This is a genomic window from Staphylococcus sp. Y174-1 (genome assembly GCF_049897865.1).
Classification (GTDB): Bacteria; Bacillota; Bacilli; order Staphylococcales; family Staphylococcaceae; genus Staphylococcus; species Staphylococcus saprophyticus.
Window position 1 is genome coordinate 193,054 of the sequence record NZ_JAFCXB010000001.1, and the last position, 19,888, is coordinate 212,941.

Annotated in this window: 18 protein-coding genes and 1 other annotated feature (1 of these 19 cut by a window edge); all 18 genes read left to right on the forward strand. The window is 33.7% G+C overall.

Annotation, left to right across the window (positions count from 1 at the left end; genetic code table 11):
• Nucleotides 1-32: a sequence feature (ribosomal protein L21 leader region), on the forward strand; it begins 42 nt to the left of the window's first position.
• A gap of 13 nt (nt 33-45) precedes the next feature.
• Complete coding sequence (gene rplU / locus ACP7BT_RS01045; protein WP_075339794.1) at nt 46-354, forward strand: 50S ribosomal protein L21; 309 nt, start codon at nt 46-48, stop codon at nt 352-354.
• Between the two features lie 2 nt (nt 355-356).
• The gene (locus ACP7BT_RS01050) at nt 357-677 is read left to right on the forward strand and encodes a ribosomal-processing cysteine protease Prp (RefSeq protein WP_002483090.1); all 321 of its coding nucleotides are present in this window, start codon (nt 357-359) and stop codon (nt 675-677) included.
• Nucleotides 678-688: 11 nt separating this feature from the next.
• Complete coding sequence (rpmA, locus tag ACP7BT_RS01055; protein WP_002483091.1) at nt 689-973, forward strand: 50S ribosomal protein L27; 285 nt, start codon at nt 689-691, stop codon at nt 971-973.
• 131 nt (nt 974-1,104) lie between these two features.
• The gene (gene obgE, locus ACP7BT_RS01060) at nt 1,105-2,400 is read left to right on the forward strand and encodes a GTPase ObgE (protein WP_037538322.1); all 1,296 of its coding nucleotides are present in this window, start codon (nt 1,105-1,107) and stop codon (nt 2,398-2,400) included.
• A gap of 11 nt (nt 2,401-2,411) precedes the next feature.
• Nucleotides 2,412-2,867 (forward strand): ACT domain-containing protein, encoded by a 456-nt coding sequence (locus tag ACP7BT_RS01065; RefSeq protein WP_075339793.1) that lies wholly within the window; start codon nt 2,412-2,414, stop codon nt 2,865-2,867.
• Between the two features lie 12 nt (nt 2,868-2,879).
• A complete protein-coding gene (gene ruvA, locus ACP7BT_RS01070; RefSeq protein ID WP_041080565.1) occupies nt 2,880-3,482 on the forward strand; it encodes a Holliday junction branch migration protein RuvA in 603 nt (200 codons plus the stop codon).
• Between the two features lie 33 nt (nt 3,483-3,515).
• Nucleotides 3,516-4,520: a Holliday junction branch migration DNA helicase RuvB gene (gene ruvB, locus ACP7BT_RS01075; RefSeq protein ID WP_002483095.1), complete on the forward strand. Its 1,005-nt coding sequence runs from the start codon at nt 3,516-3,518 to the stop codon at nt 4,518-4,520.
• Nucleotides 4,521-4,522: 2 nt separating this feature from the next.
• Nucleotides 4,523-5,548, forward strand: coding sequence for a tRNA preQ1(34) S-adenosylmethionine ribosyltransferase-isomerase QueA (gene queA / locus ACP7BT_RS01080; protein ID WP_368863836.1), 1,026 nt, complete (start codon nt 4,523-4,525; stop codon nt 5,546-5,548).
• Between the two features lie 20 nt (nt 5,549-5,568).
• Nucleotides 5,569-6,714 (forward strand): tRNA guanosine(34) transglycosylase Tgt, encoded by a 1,146-nt coding sequence (tgt, locus tag ACP7BT_RS01085; protein WP_011302950.1) that lies wholly within the window; start codon nt 5,569-5,571, stop codon nt 6,712-6,714.
• A 14-nt stretch (nt 6,715-6,728) separates the two neighbouring features.
• Complete coding sequence (gene yajC / locus ACP7BT_RS01090) at nt 6,729-6,989, forward strand: preprotein translocase subunit YajC (RefSeq protein ID WP_011302951.1); 261 nt, start codon at nt 6,729-6,731, stop codon at nt 6,987-6,989.
• Nucleotides 6,990-7,370: 381 nt separating this feature from the next.
• Entirely contained in the window at nt 7,371-9,647 is a 2,277-nt protein-coding gene (gene secDF, locus ACP7BT_RS01095) for a protein translocase subunit SecDF (RefSeq protein WP_198065245.1), read from the forward strand.
• A 180-nt stretch (nt 9,648-9,827) separates the two neighbouring features.
• Nucleotides 9,828-12,107: a single-stranded-DNA-specific exonuclease RecJ gene (gene recJ, locus ACP7BT_RS01100; RefSeq protein WP_069837975.1), complete on the forward strand. Its 2,280-nt coding sequence runs from the start codon at nt 9,828-9,830 to the stop codon at nt 12,105-12,107.
• A gap of 12 nt (nt 12,108-12,119) precedes the next feature.
• Nucleotides 12,120-12,638, forward strand: coding sequence for an adenine phosphoribosyltransferase (locus ACP7BT_RS01105; protein WP_002483102.1), 519 nt, complete (start codon nt 12,120-12,122; stop codon nt 12,636-12,638).
• Nucleotides 12,639-12,963: 325 nt separating this feature from the next.
• On the forward strand, nt 12,964-15,153 hold the full coding sequence (locus ACP7BT_RS01110) for a RelA/SpoT family protein (RefSeq protein WP_002483103.1): 2,190 nt from the start codon (nt 12,964-12,966) through the stop codon (nt 15,151-15,153).
• A 12-nt stretch (nt 15,154-15,165) separates the two neighbouring features.
• Nucleotides 15,166-15,618 carry a D-aminoacyl-tRNA deacylase gene (dtd, locus tag ACP7BT_RS01115; protein ID WP_037538327.1) on the forward strand — a complete coding sequence of 151 codons (453 nt, stop codon included), beginning with the start codon at nt 15,166-15,168 and terminating at the stop codon, nt 15,616-15,618.
• On the forward strand, nt 15,615-16,490 hold the full coding sequence (locus tag ACP7BT_RS01120; protein ID WP_075339790.1) for an N-acetylmuramoyl-L-alanine amidase: 876 nt from the start codon (nt 15,615-15,617) through the stop codon (nt 16,488-16,490). The genes dtd and ACP7BT_RS01120 overlap by 4 nt, the downstream gene beginning before the upstream one ends.
• A gap of 327 nt (nt 16,491-16,817) precedes the next feature.
• The gene (gene hisS / locus ACP7BT_RS01125) at nt 16,818-18,095 is read left to right on the forward strand and encodes a histidine--tRNA ligase (RefSeq protein ID WP_002483106.1); all 1,278 of its coding nucleotides are present in this window, start codon (nt 16,818-16,820) and stop codon (nt 18,093-18,095) included.
• Nucleotides 18,092-19,858, forward strand: coding sequence for an aspartate--tRNA ligase (gene aspS, locus ACP7BT_RS01130; RefSeq protein ID WP_002483107.1), 1,767 nt, complete (start codon nt 18,092-18,094; stop codon nt 19,856-19,858). Before hisS ends, aspS begins: the two co-directional genes overlap by 4 nt.
• Nucleotides 19,859-19,888 lie beyond the last annotated feature (30 nt).

Here is a 19,888-nt window from a genome sequence, read left to right on the forward strand (position 1 = left end):
GTCACCTGAGTTTGGCGTGACTTAAATTATTAGGAGGTGCAAAGTATGTTTGCTATTATTGAAACAGGTGGAAAACAAGTTAAAGTTGAAGAAGGACAAGAAATCTTCGTTGAGAAATTAGATGTTAACGAAGGTGATTCATTTACTTTTGACAAAGTATTATTTGTAGGTGGAGATGCAGTTAAAGTTGGTGTGCCAACAGTTGAAGGTGCTTCAGTTACTGCTACAGTACAAAAACAAGGTCGCGGTAAAAAAATCACTGTATTCACATACAAACGTCGTAAAGACTCAAAACGTAAAAAAGGTCATCGTCAACCTTACACTAAATTAACAATCGACAAAATCAACGCGTAATCATGATTACTGTTGATGTTACATTGAACGATGCCGGTCAAGTAACTGATGTTATCATGGATGGTCATGCAGAACATGGCGAATATGGACATGATATAGTTTGTGCAGGCGCATCCGCAGTTCTCTTCGGAAGTGTTAATGCTATAATGGGATTAACAAGTGAGAAGCCCGACATTGATTACAATGATGACGGTGGACATTTCCACGTTAGAAGTGTAGACACTACAAATGAACAAGCGCAATTAATTCTTCAAGCAATGCTCGTATCATTGCAAACAATTGAAGAGGAATATAAAGAAAATATTAGACTAAATTATAAGTGAGGTGCAAGCATATGTTAAAATTAAACTTACAATTTTTCTCATCTAAAAAAGGACTTGGTTCTACAAAAAACGGTCGTGACTCAGAATCAAAACGTTTAGGAGCTAAACGTGCTGATGGTCAATACGTTACAGGTGGTTCTATTTTATTCCGCCAACGTGGTACTAAAATTTATCCTGGTGAAAATGTAGGTCGTGGTGGCGACGATACATTATTCGCTAAAATCGACGGCGTTGTTAAATTTGAACGCAAAGGTCGCGACAAAAAACAAGTTTCTGTATACGCAGCAGCTGAGTAATTTTTGTCATCGTTAACACCAGAAGTGATCACTTCTGGTGTTTATTTTTTGTCTTTATTTTCTAGTTAATGAGATAATGATATAATAAAAAAGATATAGAAGTTTAAAATTTGAAAAAAAGAGGTGAAATCATGTTTGTTGATCAAGTTAAAATATCGCTTAAAGCAGGCGATGGTGGTAATGGTATTACAGCTTATCGCAGAGAAAAATATGTACCATTTGGTGGGCCAGCCGGTGGTGACGGTGGAGATGGCGCGTCTATTATATTTGAAGTTGATGAAGGCTTACGAACTTTATTAGATTTTAGATACCAAACACATTTCAAAGCTAAAAGAGGGGACGGTGGTCAAAGCAGCAATATGCACGGTAAAAACGCTGAACACCTTGTCTTGAAGGTACCACCAGGCACTATTATTAAAAGTGCAGATTCTGAAGAAGTATTAGCAGATTTAGTTGAAAATGGCCAACGTGCCGTTGTAGCTAAAGGGGGACGTGGAGGACGCGGAAACTCTCGATTTGCGTCACCAAGAAACCCTGCGCCTGATTTTAGTGAAAACGGAGAACCTGGCGAGGAAATTGAAGTAACCTTAGAGTTGAAATTACTTGCGGATGTTGGACTTGTAGGTTTTCCGAGTGTTGGTAAATCAACATTGTTATCTATCGTTTCTAAAGCTAAACCTAAAATTGGAGCATACCACTTTACTACAATTAAACCAAATTTAGGTGTAGTATCTACTAAAGATCAAAGAAGCTTTGTTATGGCTGACTTACCAGGTCTGATTGAAGGTGCTTCCGAAGGTGTTGGATTAGGGCATCAATTTTTAAAACATGTTGAACGTACTAAAGTAATCGTACATATGATAGATATGAGTGGTTCTGAAGGACGAGATCCCTATGAAGATTATAAAGTAATTAACGAAGAATTAAGCGCATATGAACATCGTTTAGAAGAAAGACCACAAATAGTGGTAGCAAATAAGATGGATATGCCGAATGCAGAAGATAATTTAGCTTTATTCAAAGAAGAAATAAACGACGATTCAGTACACATTATACCGCTTTCTACATTTAAGCATGACCACATAGATGAATTACTTTATGCGATTGCTGATAAATTAGAAGCAGTTAAAGACATTGACTTCAGTAAAGATGAGGAAGAAGATTTAGGTGTGAATAGAGTTGTTTATAAACATACGCCTAGTCAAGATAAATTCACTATTACTAGAGATGATGATGCTGCATACGTTGTTAGTGGTAAGGCAATTGAAAGAATGTTCAAGATGACTGATTTCAATAGTGATCCAGCAGTACGTCGTTTCGCACGTCAAATGCGCTCAATGGGTATTGATGATGCTTTAAGAGCACGTGGTTGTAGAAATGGTGATATCGTGAGAATTTTAGGTGGAGAATTTGAATTTGTTGAATAGGAGTGCATAATATGGACAAAAAAGATTACAAAAAGTTTTACTTAATTCGTGAGGATGTATTACCTGAATCTGTTGTGAAAACTTTAAAGATAAAAGAAGTCTTAAAAAATAATCCATCACTGTCCATATTTGAAGCTGTTAAGCAATTTGATTTATCAAGAAGTGCATTCTATAAATACAGAGATACGATATTTTCAATTGATGAAAAAATCGAATCAACAAGAGAGTTTACGTTGATATTATACGTAAATGATATTGTAGGCATGTTAGCAGAAGTACTGAATACATTATCGAATTTAGATTTATCTGTCTTGACAATTCATCAAAGTATACCGATGGAAGGTAGAGCAACCATCACACTTTCATTGGATGCTACAAGTACCGATTTAGAGATTGATGATGTAATGGAAGCATTAAGAATCGTTGATCATGTTTCTAAAGTGGAATTAATTAGTATGACTATATAAGGAAGTGTATTCATGTACGCATATATTAAAGGCACATTAACTGAATTAAACCCTACACACGTAGTTGTTGAGGCTTCAGGTGTTGGTTATGAAATACAAACGCCAAATTCTTATCGTTTTCAGAAATACATGGACCATGAAGTGGTTGTACATACATCACTTATCGTGCGAGAAGATGCACAATTGCTTTACGGTTTTATAAATCAAGAAGAAAAAGATATGTTTTTAAGCCTAATTAAGGTAACTGGCATCGGACCTAAATCAGCATTGGCTATACTCGCAAGTAGTTCACCAAACGATGTCAAAATAGCAATTGAAAATGAAAATGATGCTTACTTAACAAAATTTCCTGGCATAGGCAAAAAAACAGCGAGACAAATTGTATTGGATCTTAAAGGCAAGGTCCAAATTAATGATGTAGACAGTAGCCAAATTTTAAATATGGATACTCAGGACCACGCTAATGCACCGATTATTAAAGAAGCTTTGCTTGCTCTAGAAGCTTTAGGGTACTCTAAGCGAGAATTAACAAAAGTTGAAAAATCATTGAGTAAAGAAACATTTGACTCAGTAGACGATGCGGTTAAACGAGGCTTACAATTACTTATAGCATAAATATACAATTATATTTAAAAAGGGGGTAAAAAAATGGATGATAGAATGGTTGATCAATCTATGCATGATGAAGAATCTTCATTTGAGTTATCTTTAAGACCAACGAAACTACGCCAATATATTGGACAATCTACGATTAAGTCAAATTTAGAAGTGTTTATTAAAGCTGCCAAAATGCGACAAGAACCGTTAGATCATGTTTTATTATTTGGTCCCCCTGGTTTAGGTAAAACAACATTATCAAATATTATAGCCAATGAAATGGAGGTAAATATCAGAATCATTTCAGGCCCTTCTATAGAACGGCCGGGTGATTTGGCTGCAATTCTTTCAAGTTTACAACCTGGAGATGTGCTATTTATAGATGAAATTCATAGATTGAGTAGCGTTGTTGAAGAAGTATTGTATCCGGCGATGGAGGATTTCTTTTTAGATATTGTTATTGGTAAAGGTGAGGAAGCACGGAGTATTAGAATTGACTTACCGCCTTTCACGCTAATTGGTGCCACAACAAGAGCTGGTAGCTTAACTGCACCATTACGAGATAGATTTGGTGTACATTTAAGACTTGAGTATTACCAAGAGCTTGAATTAAAAGAAATCATCGTACGTACGGCAGAAGTTTTAGGCACTTCCATTGACGACGAAAGTGCAATTGAGTTAGCGAAACGTAGTCGTGGTACACCAAGAGTAGCAAATAGGTTGTTGAAACGCGTGCGTGATTTCCAACAAGTCAACGAAGATGAATTAATAAGTATTGCCACAACAAGAGCTTCATTACAATTACTTCAAGTTGATGATGAAGGTTTAGATTATATTGATCATAAAATGATGAATTGTATTTTAGAACAATATAAAGGTGGCCCTGTTGGCTTAGATACGATTGCAGTTTCGATTGGTGAAGAACGTGTAACTATCGAAGATGTTTACGAGCCATTTTTAATTCAAAAAGGATTTATAGAACGTACACCAAGAGGTAGAAAAGCGACACCTTATGCATTTGAACATTTTAGCAAGAAGAATGGAAAGAAGGAATAAGTTTGGATATTGAAGCATTTGATTATCACTTGCCTGAAGCATTAATTGCACAAACACCTCTGAAGAACAGAGATGAAAGTAGATTGCTAATTCTTGGCAGACAATCTGGTAATATTGAACATAAACATTTTAAAGATGTCACAGATTACCTTAATGAAGGGGATACACTTGTATTAAATGATACAAGGGTTATGCCAGCACGTTTATTTGGAATGAAAGAAGAAACAGGTGCTAAGGTAGAAATGTTAATGCTTACTCAAATCGAAGGCAATGATTGGGAAGTATTATTAAAACCAGCTAAAAGAATTAAGGTTGGTAACAAATTGACCTTTGGTGAAGGGAAAATCATAGCCGAATGCATTGAAGAATTGGATCAAGGTGGTCGTATCATGCGATTGCACTATGATGGTATCCTTCAAGAGCGTTTGGATGAGCTAGGTGAAATGCCATTGCCACCATATATTAAAGAACGGTTAGATGATCAAGAACGTTATCAAACTGTATATGCTAAAGCATCAGGGTCGGCAGCAGCACCCACTGCAGGATTGCATTTCACAGATGAATTGTTAGAACGTATTAAAGCTCAAGGTGTAAATATAGCTTTTATTACATTACATGTAGGTCTAGGAACATTTAGACCAGTTAGTGTAGATAATATCGATGATCATGAAATGCATAGTGAATATTATCAAATGGATGAAGCTACAGCAAACCTTTTAAATAGTACAAGAGACAATGGTAATCGAATTATTTCTGTTGGTACGACTTCTACAAGAACTTTAGAAACAATTATGCAATCAAGTGATAGATTTGTCGCTAAAAGTGGATGGACAGATATTTTTATCCTCCCTGGCTTTAATTTTAAAGCAATTGACGGATTAATTACCAATTTCCACTTACCAAAATCAACACTCGTTATGCTTGTGTCTGCTTTTAGTTCTAGAGATTATATCATTAATGCTTACAATCAAGCTGTAGCTTCAGAATATAGATTTTTTAGTTTTGGAGATGCAATGTTAATTATTTAGGGAATGAAAGGGGATTTTATATGCCAACGCCAGCTGTTACATATGAGCATATTAAAACTTGTAAACAATCAGGTGCAAGACTAGGTATCGTTCATACACCTCATGGTTCGTTTGAAACACCAATGTTTATGCCTGTTGGAACGAAAGCAACCGTAAAAACAATGAGTCCAGAAGAATTACATCAAATGGAAACTAAGATTATACTAGGTAATACATATCATTTGTGGTTACAACCGGGAAATGATATTATCAGAAAGAGTGGGGGATTACATCAGTTCATGAACTGGAATGGTCCAATACTGACAGATTCTGGTGGTTTCCAAGTATTTAGTTTAAGTAATTTAAGAAAGATTACTGAGGAAGGTGTAGAATTTCGCCATCACACAAATGGATCTAAACTATTTTTAAGTCCTGAAAAATCTATGCAGATCCAAAATGACTTAGGTTCAGATATCATGATGGCATTTGATGAATGTCCACCTATGCCAGCTGAATATAAATATGTGAAAGACTCGATTGAAAGAACAACAAGATGGGCAGAACGCTGTCTTAAAGCACATTCGAGACCAGAGGATCAAGCCTTGTTTGGTATCATACAAGGTGGAGAATATAAAGATCTTAGAAAGCAAAGCGCTGAGGAGTTAGTAGCTTTAGATTTTCCTGGATATGCGATTGGCGGATTGTCTGTAGGAGAACCTAAACCAGTGATGTACGATATGGTACACCATACGGAACAATTTATGCCCAAAGATAAACCACGTTATTTAATGGGTGTTGGCTCGCCTGACGCATTAATAGAATGTAGTATTAGAGGCATGGATATGTTTGACTGTGTATTACCAACACGTATAGCGCGTAATGGTACTTGTATGACTTCTCATGGTCGTGTAATCATTAAAAATGCCAAATACGCTGAAGATTTGGGACCACTTGATGATAATTGCGATTGCTATACTTGTAAAAATTATAGTAGGGCATACATAAGACATTTAATAAAAGCAGAAGAAACTTTTGGAATACGTCTTACTACTTATCATAATTTACATTTCTTGCTGAAATTAATGGAAAATATCCGACAAGCAATTCGTGAAGATCGCCTTCTAGATTTTAAAGAAGAATTCTTTGAACAGTATGGACTTAATGTTGAAAACCCAAAAAACTTTTAAAAGGGAGAAAAATAATGCAATTTACTTCATTGATATTACCAATATTATTATTAGTATTAATGTGGTTCTTCTTAATTAGACCACAACAAAAAAAGGCTAAAGAGCATCGTGAAATGATTAGTCAAGTAAGCTCAGGTCAACGTGTTACAACAATCGGCGGTATCAAAGGTACGGTTCGTAGTGTTGACGAAACAACAGTTGTATTAACTTTAAATGGTAATGGTACTGAAATCACTTTAGAAAAACCAGCTATTAAACAAGTTGATCCTTCATAATAAATGTTAGAACTGATATGTTTATATCAGTTCTTTTTTTATATCTTTTAATCAAATTGATCTAATATATAATAAGATGATGTTGGTTATTAGGTTACCTTCAGCTAGTTATAATGACAAGTAAGACCTTTAACGCTATAGAGTGTTATAATTTAATGTAATACCATATATTTAACATTATACGAATGTTAGTCAAAACTGGGCTTTGCTATCGTTACAATGAAATATACAAGGTTAATTTAGTTGAGTTAGTTTTTACACTCGTTGTAATATGTTAAGATATATAAGGTTGTTGAGTAAAATTTTCTAGTTTCATTAAACTTGCATTAATATAATTTAAGCGAGTATTCTTAAAACATAAGCTTACAATGAGGTGTTCAAGTGAAGAAAAGTAGTAGAATAGTTGCGTTCATATTACTTGTAGTTCTGTTGTTTGCAGGCATGGGACTTACATATAAGAACGTAGTTAAAGATGTCAATCTTGGATTAGACCTACAAGGTGGATTTGAAGTCTTGTATCAAGTTGATCCTTTACAAAAAGGCGATAAGATAGATGATAAAGCGGTAAAAGCGACAGCTAAGACGCTTGAAAACCGTGTCAATGTCTTAGGGGTTTCAGAGCCTAAAATACAAGTCGAAGATAATAATAGAATTCGTGTGCAGCTAGCAGGTGTGAAAAATCAATCTCAAGCCCGCGATATCTTATCTTCACAAGCGAATTTAACGATTCGTGATGCTGATGACAATGTCAAACTGACAGGTAAAGATATTCAACAAGGGTCAGCTAAACAAGAATTTAAGCAAAATACAAATCAACCAGCAGTTACTTTTAAATTAAAAGATAGCGATAAATTTAAAAAAGTAACTGAAGAAATTTCTAAAAAAGATGAAAATGTCATGGTTGTATGGTTAGATCATGAAAAAGGTGATACTTACCATAAAGAAATGGATAAAAAAGATCCTAAATACGTTTCTGCAGCGTCTGTAGACAAACCGATTAACTCAGATAGTGTGGAAATTTCTGGTGGTTTCAATGGTGAAGAAGGCGTAGAGAAAGCAAAACAAATCGCTGATTTATTAAATTCTGGTTCATTACCAGTAGACCTTAAAGAAATATACTCAAATTCTGTAGGTGCACAATTTGGTCAAGACGCTTTAGATAAAACTGTATTAGCGGCTGCAATTGGTATTGCTGTTATTTACTTATTTATGTTAGGTTTCTATCGTTTACCGGGATTAGTTGCAGTTATCGCTTTAACAACTTACATTTATTTAACATTAGTAGCGTTTAACTTTATTTCTGGTGTATTAACATTGCCAGGATTAGCTGCGTTAGTACTTGGTGTAGGTATGGCAGTCGATGCTAATATTATAATGTATGAGCGGATCAAAGATGAATTGAAGATTGGGCGAACGCTTAAACAAGCCTATAAAAAAGCTAATAAGAGCTCTTTCTTAACTATTGTCGATGCACAGCTGACTACAGTCATTGCAGCAGCAGTGTTATTCTTCTTTGGTGAAAGTTCTGTTAAAGGTTTCGCAACGATGTTATTATTAGGTATCCTAATGATTTTCGTAACGGCAGTATTCTTATCAAGATGGTTATTATCGTTATTAATATCATCTAATTTCTTTAAGAAATCCAATTGGCTATTTGGTGTTAGTAAGAAAAATATCCATAACGCTAATGAAGAAAAAGAAATACATGACTTGAAAACACCATACGAGCGCATTGATTTTATGAAATTAGCAAAACCTTTATTAGGTTTAAGCGTGCTTATTATTGTTGTGGGTGCTATCATATTATTTATTTTCAGATTAAATTTAGGTATTGATTTTACAAGTGGTACTCGAGTTGATTTTGAATCTAATAATAAAGTCGACGAGAATAAAGTTACAAATACTTTAGAAAGTAAAGGCTTTAAACCGGATCAAGTTTCTCTTGGTGAAAATGATAAAAACGCAACAGTACAATTTAAGCATGACTTGTCTAAAGACGAAGTTTCTAAAATTCAAGATACGGTAGACCAATCATTTGGTAATAAACCGACTGTGAACACTGTATCACCAGTTATAGGACAGGAATTAGCTAAAAATGCAATGTTAGCACTCATTTACGCAGCAATTGGTATCATCATTTATATTACATTTAGATTCGAATGGCGAATGGGTCTGTCATCTGTACTTGCATTGCTACATGATGCCTTTATGATAGTTGCCGTCTTCAGTCTATTTAGAATAGAAATCGATATTACGTTTATCGCAGCAGTTCTTACAATAATTGGTTATTCTATCAATGATACGATTGTTACATTCGATAGGGTACGGGAAAACTTACACAAAGTAAAAGTGATTACTAAAAATGAACAAATTGATGATATTGTTAATAGATCTATACGTCAAACAATGACACGTTCTATTAATACTGTACTAACTGTAGTTATTGTTGTAATCGCATTGTTGATTTTCGGTGCGCCAAGTATCTTTAACTTCTCATTAGCTTTATTAATTGGATTAATTTCAGGCGTATTCTCATCTGTATTTATTGCAGTACCGCTATGGGGTATTATGAAGAAACGACAGCTTAAGAAATCAGACAATAACAAAATCATTGTTCATAAAGAGAAAAAATCAAATGATGAAAAGATTTTAGTATAAACAATCAGTCATTGAAATTATAGTGAAACGGCTTTCTGCATAAATTGTAGAAGGTCGTTTTTTTTATCAAGGTAGTAAGTATATCTTTGTTCAGGCATTTGATTTTTATTTTTAAATGGAACCACTTTTTATTTTTGGATTTCTTTTGTATAATGACTGGTGGAAATGAGGGAGAATAGTATGATTAAATCAAAATATACTTGGGACGTTAAATCACCAGAAAATGAAATTACAGAGGATGTTTCATTAGATTTAAAACTAACTCCTATTGTAAAAAAAATATTAGAGAGTAAAGAAATTACCGATAAAGCAGCGATAGATCAATTATTAAAAAATAAACAAGTTATGCATGATGCTTGGTTGATGAGCGATATGGAAAAAGCCATAGAACGTATTAATTTAGCCATCGATCAAAATCAAAAAATATTAGTTTATGGTGATTACGATGCAGATGGTGTAACATCAACAACAATATTAGTAAAAACATTAAAAGCGCTAGGTGCGCATGTTGGCTGGTATATACCCAATCGATTTTCAGAAGGGTACGGCCCCAATGAAATGGCTTTTAAAAATGCACATGAGGAAGGTATATCTTTAATAATAACTGTAGATAACGGTATACAAGGACATGATGAAATACAGATGATTCAAGATTTAGGTGTCGATGTTATTGTTACAGATCATCATGAAATTGGTAGAACAATGCCTAGTGCGTTTGCTATAGTCCATCCAATGCATCCGGAGTTTGACTATCCCTTTAAATATTTATGTGGGGCTGGTGTTGCATATAAATTAGCGCAAAATCTATTAGATGAACCGCCAGCTTATTTTCTTGGATTAGTTGCTATTGGAACGGTTGCCGATTTGGTATCATTAACTGATGAAAACAGAGCTTTAGTCCAAAAAGGTTTAGAAATACTAAACGATCATTGTCCAGCATCAATTAAGGCAATACTTAAACAAGCGGGTTATAATGATGTAATTACGGAAGAAACGATCGGATTTATTATTGGCCCAAGATTGAATGCGGTAGGTAGACTCGAAGATGCAGCATTAGCTGCTGAGTTATTGATGACTGATAATGATGAAGAAGCAGAATTTTTAGCAGAACAAGTTGAATTCTTTAATCAAGAACGAAAAGATATCGTTGCCCAAATTACAGAAGAGGCATTAGCTGCTGCTGAGGATCAAGTCAAACAAGGGACAAAGTTTTTACTTTTAGCACAGGCAGATTGGCATGAAGGTGTACTTGGCATTGTTGCATCTAAGATAGTAGAAACATATAGCTTACCAACATTGATTTTAAATATTGATGAAACACAAGATCATGCGAAAGGTTCTGCACGCAGTATAGAACAAGTCTCAATGTTTGAAATTTTAAATGCACATTCAGATTTAATTTCAAAATTTGGTGGGCATCATATGGCTGCTGGAATCACAATGCCAATTGAAAATATCGAAAGTTTAAGACAAGGCTTAAATGATTGGATGGCACAATTAGCATCAACAACATCACTAGAACCGCGTAAAAAAGTGGATGTTAAAGTAGCAGAAACAGATATAACAATCAAGAATATTCAAGATATTCAAAGACTTAGACCATTTGGTACTGACTTTTCAAGCCCATGTTTTGAATTAGAAGGCGTCATAGTCAATCAAGCTAAAGCCATTGGTCAAGATAAAAAACATTTGAAAATGGTATTAGGTGATAGCCAATTGCAAGCTATTTTTTGGCAGAATGGTCATCTTGTGAAAGAACTAGGAGAACAGCAACCTATAAATGTAATAGGTACACTTCAAATAAATGAATGGAACGGATTTCAATCTCCACAATTTATGATTCAAGATTTAGCAAGTAATAATTTACAAATTTTAGATTATAGAAGCAAAAGTAAAGTGAGTGGATTTGAACAAGACTCAAGTAACGTTGCATATCTCATTCATAACAAGAGTGAAAAATTAGATGATAATTATTACTACTATGGTGATACAATTGACCAATCATATGATAAATATGTATTTAGAGATTTACCACCTTCAATTCAAGCTATAAAAACAACACTTAAAACAGTTGATGTTTCTCAAATATACTTGGTGCTTAATCACGAACGCTCAATTTATTTTGAAGGTATGCCCAAAATGGAAACATTTAAAAAATGCTTTAAAGCATTGGCAACTAAAAAAGAAACAGATTTAGCTAAAGAAGGCATGCAATTATGCCAATTTTTAAATATACAACCAAGTATGCTTAAATTCATTCTAAAAGTTTTTCTTGATTTAGAGTTTATAAAAGATGAAAATGGTATAATTAAAATGAATAGTGTTTCAACAAAGAGAGAAATAGAATCTAGTAAATACTATCAAGGCAGACTAGATAGAATAGAAGTTGAAAAAGTGCTTCTCTATGATGATTTCGCTAATTTAAAAAAATGGATTAAAACTGAACTGGTAGATAAATAGGAGGAAGTTTGAATGGATTTAAAACAATATGTATCTGAAGTTGAAGATTGGCCAAAACCGGGTGTGAATTTTAAAGATATAACGACAATTATGGATAATGGAGAAGCGTATGGTTACGCTACTGATCAAATTGTTGAATATGCGAAACTTAGAGACGTAGATATTATTGTTGGACCTGAAGCGCGTGGTTTCATCATTGGATGTCCAGTGGCATATTCAATGGGCATTGGTTTTGCACCAGTGCGTAAAGAAGGCAAACTTCCACGCGAAGTTATCCGTTATGAATATGATTTAGAATATGGCACGAATGTGTTAACAATGCACAAAGATGCTATAAAACCAGGGCAACGTGTATTAATCACGGATGATTTACTTGCTACAGGTGGAACAATTGAAGCTGCTATTAAACTTGTTGAAAAATTAGGTGGCATTGTTGTTGGCATCGCATTCATAATAGAATTAAAATACTTAAACGGTATTGAAAAAATTAAAGACTATGATGTAATGAGTTTAATTTCATATGAAGATTAAATTAATCTAGTAAAAGAAGTCAGATATGCACATTTTAAGGCATGTGCTATCTGACTTTTTTATTTATTCAAATATGGACTGTTCTAAATGATACTTTGAAATGAAAATTAGAATAATTTTAAACTGGATTTTATTATTCGTATGGCCTACGCATTTATTTATTTAATAACATGTAGTATTATATAACTATTATACAAAATTTGGCCTAATAACGTAAAAAAACGTTATAATCGAAAATAATACAATGAATAGAAGCTATTGAAGCTAACGAAATATAATACTGGGTATCTAATAGCGATTAATATTTAGTATAGGGGTGTCTTAAGTGAATAATGAATATCCATATAGTGCAGATGAAGTACTATCTAAAGCAAAATCATATTTATCAAAAGAGGACTATGAATTTGTATTAAAAAGTTATCATATAGCCTACGAAGCACATGAAGGCCAATTTAGAAAAAATGGATTACCTTATATTATGCATCCAATTCAAGTTGCAGGTATCTTAACGGAAATGCATTTAGATGGTCCAACGATTGTTGCAGGTTTCTTACACGATGTAATTGAAGATACACCTTATACATTTGATGATGTGAAAGGCATGTTCAATGAAGAAATTGCAGTAATTGTTGAAGGCGTAACAAAATTAAAAAAAGTGAAATATCGATCTAAAGAAGAACAACAAGCAGAGAATCATAGAAAATTATTTATTGCTATTGCTAAAGATGTTCGAGTTATCTTAGTTAAATTAGCAGACCGATTACATAATATGAGAACATTAAAAGCAATGCCAAGGGAAAAACAAATTAGAATTTCTAAAGAGACATTAGAAATTTATGCACCATTAGCACATCGATTAGGGATTAATACGATTAAATGGGAATTAGAAGATACGGCTTTAAGATATACAGATTCTGTACAATATTTTAGAATCGTGAATCTCATGAAAAAGAAACGCAGTGAAAGAGAAGAGTATATTCAAAACGCGATTAATCAAATTCAGTCTGATTTAACTAGTATGAATATTGTAGGGGATATTAATGGTCGTCCTAAACATATCTATAGCATTTATAGAAAAATGGTTAAACAGAAGAAACAATTTGATCAAATCTTTGATCTATTAGCAATACGTATCATCGTCAATTCAATTAATGATTGTTATGCTGTGTTAGGTTTAGTGCATACATTATGGAAACCAATGCCAGGCAGATTTAAAGACTATATTGCTATGCCGAAGCAGAATATGTACCAGTCATTACATACTACAGTCGTGGGCCCTAATGGCGATCCATTAGAAATTCAAATAAGAACCTTTGAAATGCATGAAATTGCAGAGCACGGTGTTGCAGCACATTGGGCATACAAAGAAGGTAAGAAAGTAACTGAGAAGTCACAAAATTTTAATAATAAATTGAATTGGATTAAGGAATTAGCTGAAACAAATAATACAACTTCTGATGCTGAAGAGTTTATGGAAACTCTTAAATTTGACTTGCAAAGTGATAAAGTCTATGCATTTACGCCAGAAAGTGATGTAATTGAATTACCATATGGTGCGGTTCCTATCGATTTTGCCTATGCGGTACATAGTGAAGTAGGTAATAAGATGATTGGTTCAAAAGTAAATGGTAAAATTGAGCCGATAGATTATGTGTTACAAACTGGTGATATAGTAGAAATCAGAACGAGTAAACATTCTTATGGTCCTAGTAGAGATTGGTTGAAAATAGTAAAATCATCTAGTGCTAAAAGTAAAATACGTAGTTTCTTTAAAAAGCAAGACCGTTCTTCAAATATTGAAAAGGGTAAATTCATGATTGAAGCGGAAATTAAAGACCAAGGCTTTAGAGTTGATACCGTGCTAACGGATGATAATATCGCTGTCGTTAATGATAAATATAATTTTGCAAATGAAGATGATTTATTTGCAGCTGTAGGCTTTGGTGGCGTAACTGCACTACAAATAGTCAATAAATTAACTGAAAAACAACGTATTATCGATAAACAAAAAGCCTTGAATGAAGCACAAGAAATTACTAAATCTGTACCAATTAAAGATGATATTACAACCGATAGTGGTGTATATGTAGAAGGTATTGAAAATGTATTAATTAGATTATCAAAATGTTGTAATCCTATACCCGGAGATGATATCGTTGGATATATCACTAAAGGTCATGGCATAAAAGTTCACCGAACGGACTGTCCAAATATCAAGAATGAAAAAGAAAGATTGATACATGTTGAATGGGTACGCTCAAAGGATTCAACGCAACGCTATCAAGTGGATTTAGAAGTTTCTGCTTACGATAGAAACGGCCTTTTAAATGAAGTATTACAAGCTGTCAATTCAACACAAAGCAACTTAGTCAAAGTTTCAGGCCGTTCAGATATTGACAAAAACGCAGTGATTAATATTAGTGTTATGGTAAAAAATGTAAATGAAGTTTACCAAGTTGTAGATAAAATTAAACAGCTCGGCGATGTATACACAGTCACTAGAGTATGGAATTAGAGGTGCAACCAAATGAGAATCGTAGTTCAAAGAGTGAAACACGCTTCAGTTACAAATGACTCAGTAGATAATAAAATAAATAAAGGCTACTGTTTATTAGTTGGTGTAGGAAAATCATCAACTGAAGCAGATATTGCTACATTAGCGAAAAAAATTGTTAATGCACGTTTATTTGAGGATGCAGATGGTAAATTAAATTTAAACTTACAACAAGTTGAAGGAGAAATATTGTCTATTTCACAATTCACTTTGTATGCAGATGTTAGAAAAGGAAATAGACCAGGATTCACACAATCGATGTCACCTGATCGCGCTAATGAATTATATGAACAATTCAATGATACTTTACGCTCATATGGTATTAATGTATTAACCGGTGAATTTGGTACAGACATGCTTGTTGATATTGCCAATGATGGTCCTGTAACGATTATTTATGAAAGTCAGGATGGCAAAATCATATGAAGAAGTTCAATGATTGGTTAGAAAAACATAATCTTAGAAACATCCCCACACTTATTGTCGTTGTTGCATTTGTACTCTTTGTTTTTATGGCCATTGCTTTCTTAAATCATAATGACGAAGACAGTAGTACGATTTATATTACTGAAGATGCTGAATTGAGAACAGGACCTAGCGCTGCTTATCCTGAAATACATTCAATTGACAAAGGACAAAATTTCCATAAAATAGGCAAAACTGGTAAATGGATAGAAGTTGTATCCAGTAATAACAAAGAAAAAGGTTGGGTAGCAGGTTGGCATACCAATTTGAATATTCAAGCAGATAAGAATCCCAATGCTAAACCATTAAAAGATAAAACAATTGTACTTGATCCTGGTCACGGTGGTAGTGATCAGGGTGCATCAAGTAATACCCACAAAAAAAGCAAAGAGAAAGTATATACTTTAAAAACGGCTAAAGAATTAAGAGCACTTCTTGAGAAAGAAGGCGCAACAGTAAGTATGACGCGTGAGTCTGATACTTATGTAACACTTGATGACCGTAATATTAAAGGTGATGCTTATATTAGTATACATAATGATTCACTTAAATCTTCCACAGCAAATGGAAGTACAGTCTATTGGTTTAAAGACAATCAAAAAGCATTAGCTGAAACCTTAAGTGCCAGCTTGCAAAAGAAAGCGTTATTAACCAATAAAGGCGCAAGACAAGAAAACTTCCAAGTATTGAGACAAACAAACGTACCTGCTGTCTTATTAGAACTAGGTTATATTAGTAATCCAACAGATGAAGATATGATTACAGAAAAATTACATCGTCATATTGTAGAACAAACAATTGTTGAAGGACTACGGGCGTATTTTTCAGAATAAAAAGGTTGCATATTTTTAACAAAGTCGTTATCATTGAATATGAATTCTATATTAAAACCGATATGATTCTTGAAATTTCTAATTGAAATGGTAGCATTTTACGTGTGTAGAGACATAATTCATGGCTGAAAAATTATGCAAATTAAGTTAGAAATATATAACACAAGAACAGGTGCTTTTTAAAAAGCCGCGTAACGAGCGTTAATCGTAAGAAGTGGGTTATAAATTACAACTTATAACCAATTAGGGTGGCAACACGGAAATTCGTCCCTTGTATGACTTATTAGTCATGCAAGGGTTTTTTTATTGCATAAAAGGAGAGATTCTATGATCAATATACCTAGAGGGACGCAAGATATTTTACCAAATGAAACTAAAAAATGGCGTTTTATAGAAGCAAGATTAGATGAATTAATGGAAGTATATAATTATCAAGAAATTCGTACACCTATTTTTGAGAGTACTGAATTGTTTGCACGTGGTGTAGGAGATTCTACAGATGTTGTACAAAAAGAAATGTATACTTTTAAAGATAAAGGTGATAGAAGCATTACGTTACGTCCAGAAGGGACTGCTGCAGTAGTTCGTTCATACATTGAAAATAAAATGCAAGGTTTACCAAATCAACCTATTAAGCTTTATTATAATGGTCCGATGTTTAGATATGAACGCAAACAAAAAGGACGTTACCGCCAATTTACACAATTTGGAGTTGAAGCAATTGGTGCTGAAAACCCTGGTGTTGATGCTGAAGTATTAGCTATGGCAATGCACATTTATCAATCATTTGGGTTAAAACATTTAAAATTAGTGATTAATAGTATTGGTGATATCGATTCACGTCAAGAATATAACGAAGCTTTAGTTAAACATTTCGAACCAGTTATTGGCGACTTTTGTAGTGATTGTCAATCAAGATTGCACACGAATCCAATGAGAATATTGGATTGTAAAATAGATAAAGATAAAGAAGCAGTGAAAAATGCGCCTAGAATTACAGAATTTTTAAATGAAACATCTAAGCAGTATTATGCAGATGTCAAACAACATTTAGATGACTTAGGTGTACCTTATGTTGAAGATCCTAATTTGGTACGAGGCCTAGACTATTATACGCACACTGCATTTGAATTAATGATTGATAATCCTAACTATGATGGTGCGATAACAACTTTATGTGGTGGCGGTCGTTATAATGGATTATTAGAGTTATTAGATGGACCTCACCAAACAGGTATAGGTTTTGCTTTAAGTATTGAAAGGTTACTGTTAGCACTTGATGAAGAAAACATTGAACTAGATACTGAACATGACTTTGATTTATTCATTGTTACGATGGGTGAAGAAGCAGATCGATATGCAGTTAAACTACTTAATGATTTACGTCGAAATGGTGTTAAGGTAGATAAAGATTACTTACAACGTAAAGTTAAGGGTCAAATGAAACAAGCGGATAGATTAAATGCTAATTATACAATTGTTATTGGTGAGCAAGAATTACAAGAAAATAAAATTAATGTTAAAAATATGCAAACAGGTGAAAGTAAAAGCGTTGATTTAGATAAATTAGTTAATTATTTTAAAAATAAGGAGAAGATAAAATGAGTAAACGTACAACATATTGTGGTTTAGTAACGGAATCTTTATTAGATCAAGAAGTTACATTAAAGGGTTGGGTACACAACCGTAGAGATTTGGGAGGATTAATTTTTGTTGATTTACGTGACCGTGAGGGTTATGTACAAATCGTGTTTAATCCAGATTTTTCTGAAGAAGCATTGAAAACTGCTGAAACCGTAAGATCGGAATATGTTGTAGAGGTTAAAGGTCTAGTTAAAAAACGTGACCCTCAAACAGTCAATCCTAAAATTGCAACGGGTCAAGTAGAGGTGCAAGTATCAGAAATCAATATCATTAATAAATCAGAAACGCCACCTTTTGCTATTAATGAAGAAAATCAAAATGTTGATGAAAACATTCGATTGAAATATAGATATCTTGATTTAAGACGACAAGAATTAGCACAAACTTTTAAAATGAGACATCAAACAACACGTTCAATAAGACAATATTTAGATAAAGAAGGCTTTTTTGATATCGAAACGCCAGTATTAACTAAATCAACGCCTGAAGGTGCGCGTGATTATCTTGTACCTTCTCGTGTACATGATGGAGAGTTTTATGCATTACCACAATCACCTCAAATTTTTAAGCAGTTATTAATGATTAGTGGTTTTGATAAATACTATCAAATCGTCAAATGTTTCCGTGACGAAGATTTACGTGCCGACCGTCAACCAGAATTCACTCAAGTCGATATCGAAATGAGCTTTGTTGATCAAGAAGATGTCATGGATATGGGTGAAGAAATGTTGCAAAATGTCGTAAAAGATGTCAAACATGTTGAAATTCCACGTCCATTCCCAAGAATGACATATAATGAAGCAATGGAACGTTATGGGTCAGATAAACCAGATACACGTTTTGAAATGGAGTTAATTAATGTATCTGAACTTGGCGAAGAGATGGACTTCAAAGTATTTAAAGATGCCGTTAATAATGATGGCCAAGTTAAAGCAATCGTTGCAAAAGGGGCAGCTGATCAATATACTAGAAAAGATATTGATGCATTAACTGAATTTGTAAATATTTATGGCGCTAAAGGATTGGCTTGGGTCAAAGTGGTTGATGACGGTTTAAGTGGTCCAATCGCTAGATTCTTTGAAACAACACATATTGAAAAATTACAATCATTAACAAATGCAGAATCTGGAGATTTAGTATTATTTGTTGCTGATAAACCCAATGTTGTTGCTCAAAGTTTAGGTGCACTTAGACTTAAACTTGCAAGAGAGTTAGACTTAATAGACGAATCTAAATTGAATTTCTTGTGGGTAACAGATTGGCCATTATTAGAATATGATGAAGATCTCAAACGCTATACTGCAGCACATCATCCATTCACAGCACCAAAACAAGAAGATATTGAAAAATTAGATAGCGAACCTGAAAATGCACAAGCTAATGCATACGATGTTGTGTTAAATGGTTACGAATTAGGTGGTGGATCAATCAGAATCCATAACGGAGAGCTGCAAGCTAAAATGTTTGAAGTCTTAGGCTTTACTGAAGAACAAGCTCAGGAACAATTTGGTTTCTTACTTGATGCATTCAAATATGGTGCACCACCACATGGTGGTATTGCGTTAGGACTTGACCGTTTAGTTATGCTATTAACAGGTCGTACGAATTTACGTGATACGATTGCATTCCCTAAAACGGCTTCAGCAACGTGTCTATTAACAGATGCACCAAGTGAAGTTTCTGAAAATCAATTAGAAGAACTATCATTACGTATACGTCATTAATATGTTCACGAAGTTTTAATTCTTGCTATA

Coding starts and splice junctions, on each gene's coding strand:
- hisS (WP_002483106.1), top strand. CDS start 16,818: ATGATCAATATACCTAGAGGGACGCAAGATATTTTACCAAATGAAACT.
- ACP7BT_RS01050 (WP_002483090.1), top strand. CDS start 357: ATGATTACTGTTGATGTTACATTGAACGATGCCGGTCAAGTAACTGAT.
- ACP7BT_RS01105 (WP_002483102.1), top strand. CDS start 12,120: ATGGATTTAAAACAATATGTATCTGAAGTTGAAGATTGGCCAAAACCG.
- obgE (WP_037538322.1), top strand. CDS start 1,105: ATGTTTGTTGATCAAGTTAAAATATCGCTTAAAGCAGGCGATGGTGGT.
- tgt (WP_011302950.1), top strand. CDS start 5,569: ATGCCAACGCCAGCTGTTACATATGAGCATATTAAAACTTGTAAACAA.
- ruvB (WP_002483095.1), top strand. CDS start 3,516: ATGGATGATAGAATGGTTGATCAATCTATGCATGATGAAGAATCTTCA.
- rplU (WP_075339794.1), top strand. CDS start 46: ATGTTTGCTATTATTGAAACAGGTGGAAAACAAGTTAAAGTTGAAGAA.
- recJ (WP_069837975.1), top strand. CDS start 9,828: ATGATTAAATCAAAATATACTTGGGACGTTAAATCACCAGAAAATGAA.
- ruvA (WP_041080565.1), top strand. CDS start 2,880: ATGTACGCATATATTAAAGGCACATTAACTGAATTAAACCCTACACAC.
- ACP7BT_RS01120 (WP_075339790.1), top strand. CDS start 15,615: ATGAAGAAGTTCAATGATTGGTTAGAAAAACATAATCTTAGAAACATC.
- yajC (WP_011302951.1), top strand. CDS start 6,729: ATGCAATTTACTTCATTGATATTACCAATATTATTATTAGTATTAATG.
- rpmA (WP_002483091.1), top strand. CDS start 689: ATGTTAAAATTAAACTTACAATTTTTCTCATCTAAAAAAGGACTTGGT.
- dtd (WP_037538327.1), top strand. CDS start 15,166: ATGAGAATCGTAGTTCAAAGAGTGAAACACGCTTCAGTTACAAATGAC.
- ACP7BT_RS01065 (WP_075339793.1), top strand. CDS start 2,412: ATGGACAAAAAAGATTACAAAAAGTTTTACTTAATTCGTGAGGATGTA.
- aspS (WP_002483107.1), top strand. CDS start 18,092: ATGAGTAAACGTACAACATATTGTGGTTTAGTAACGGAATCTTTATTA.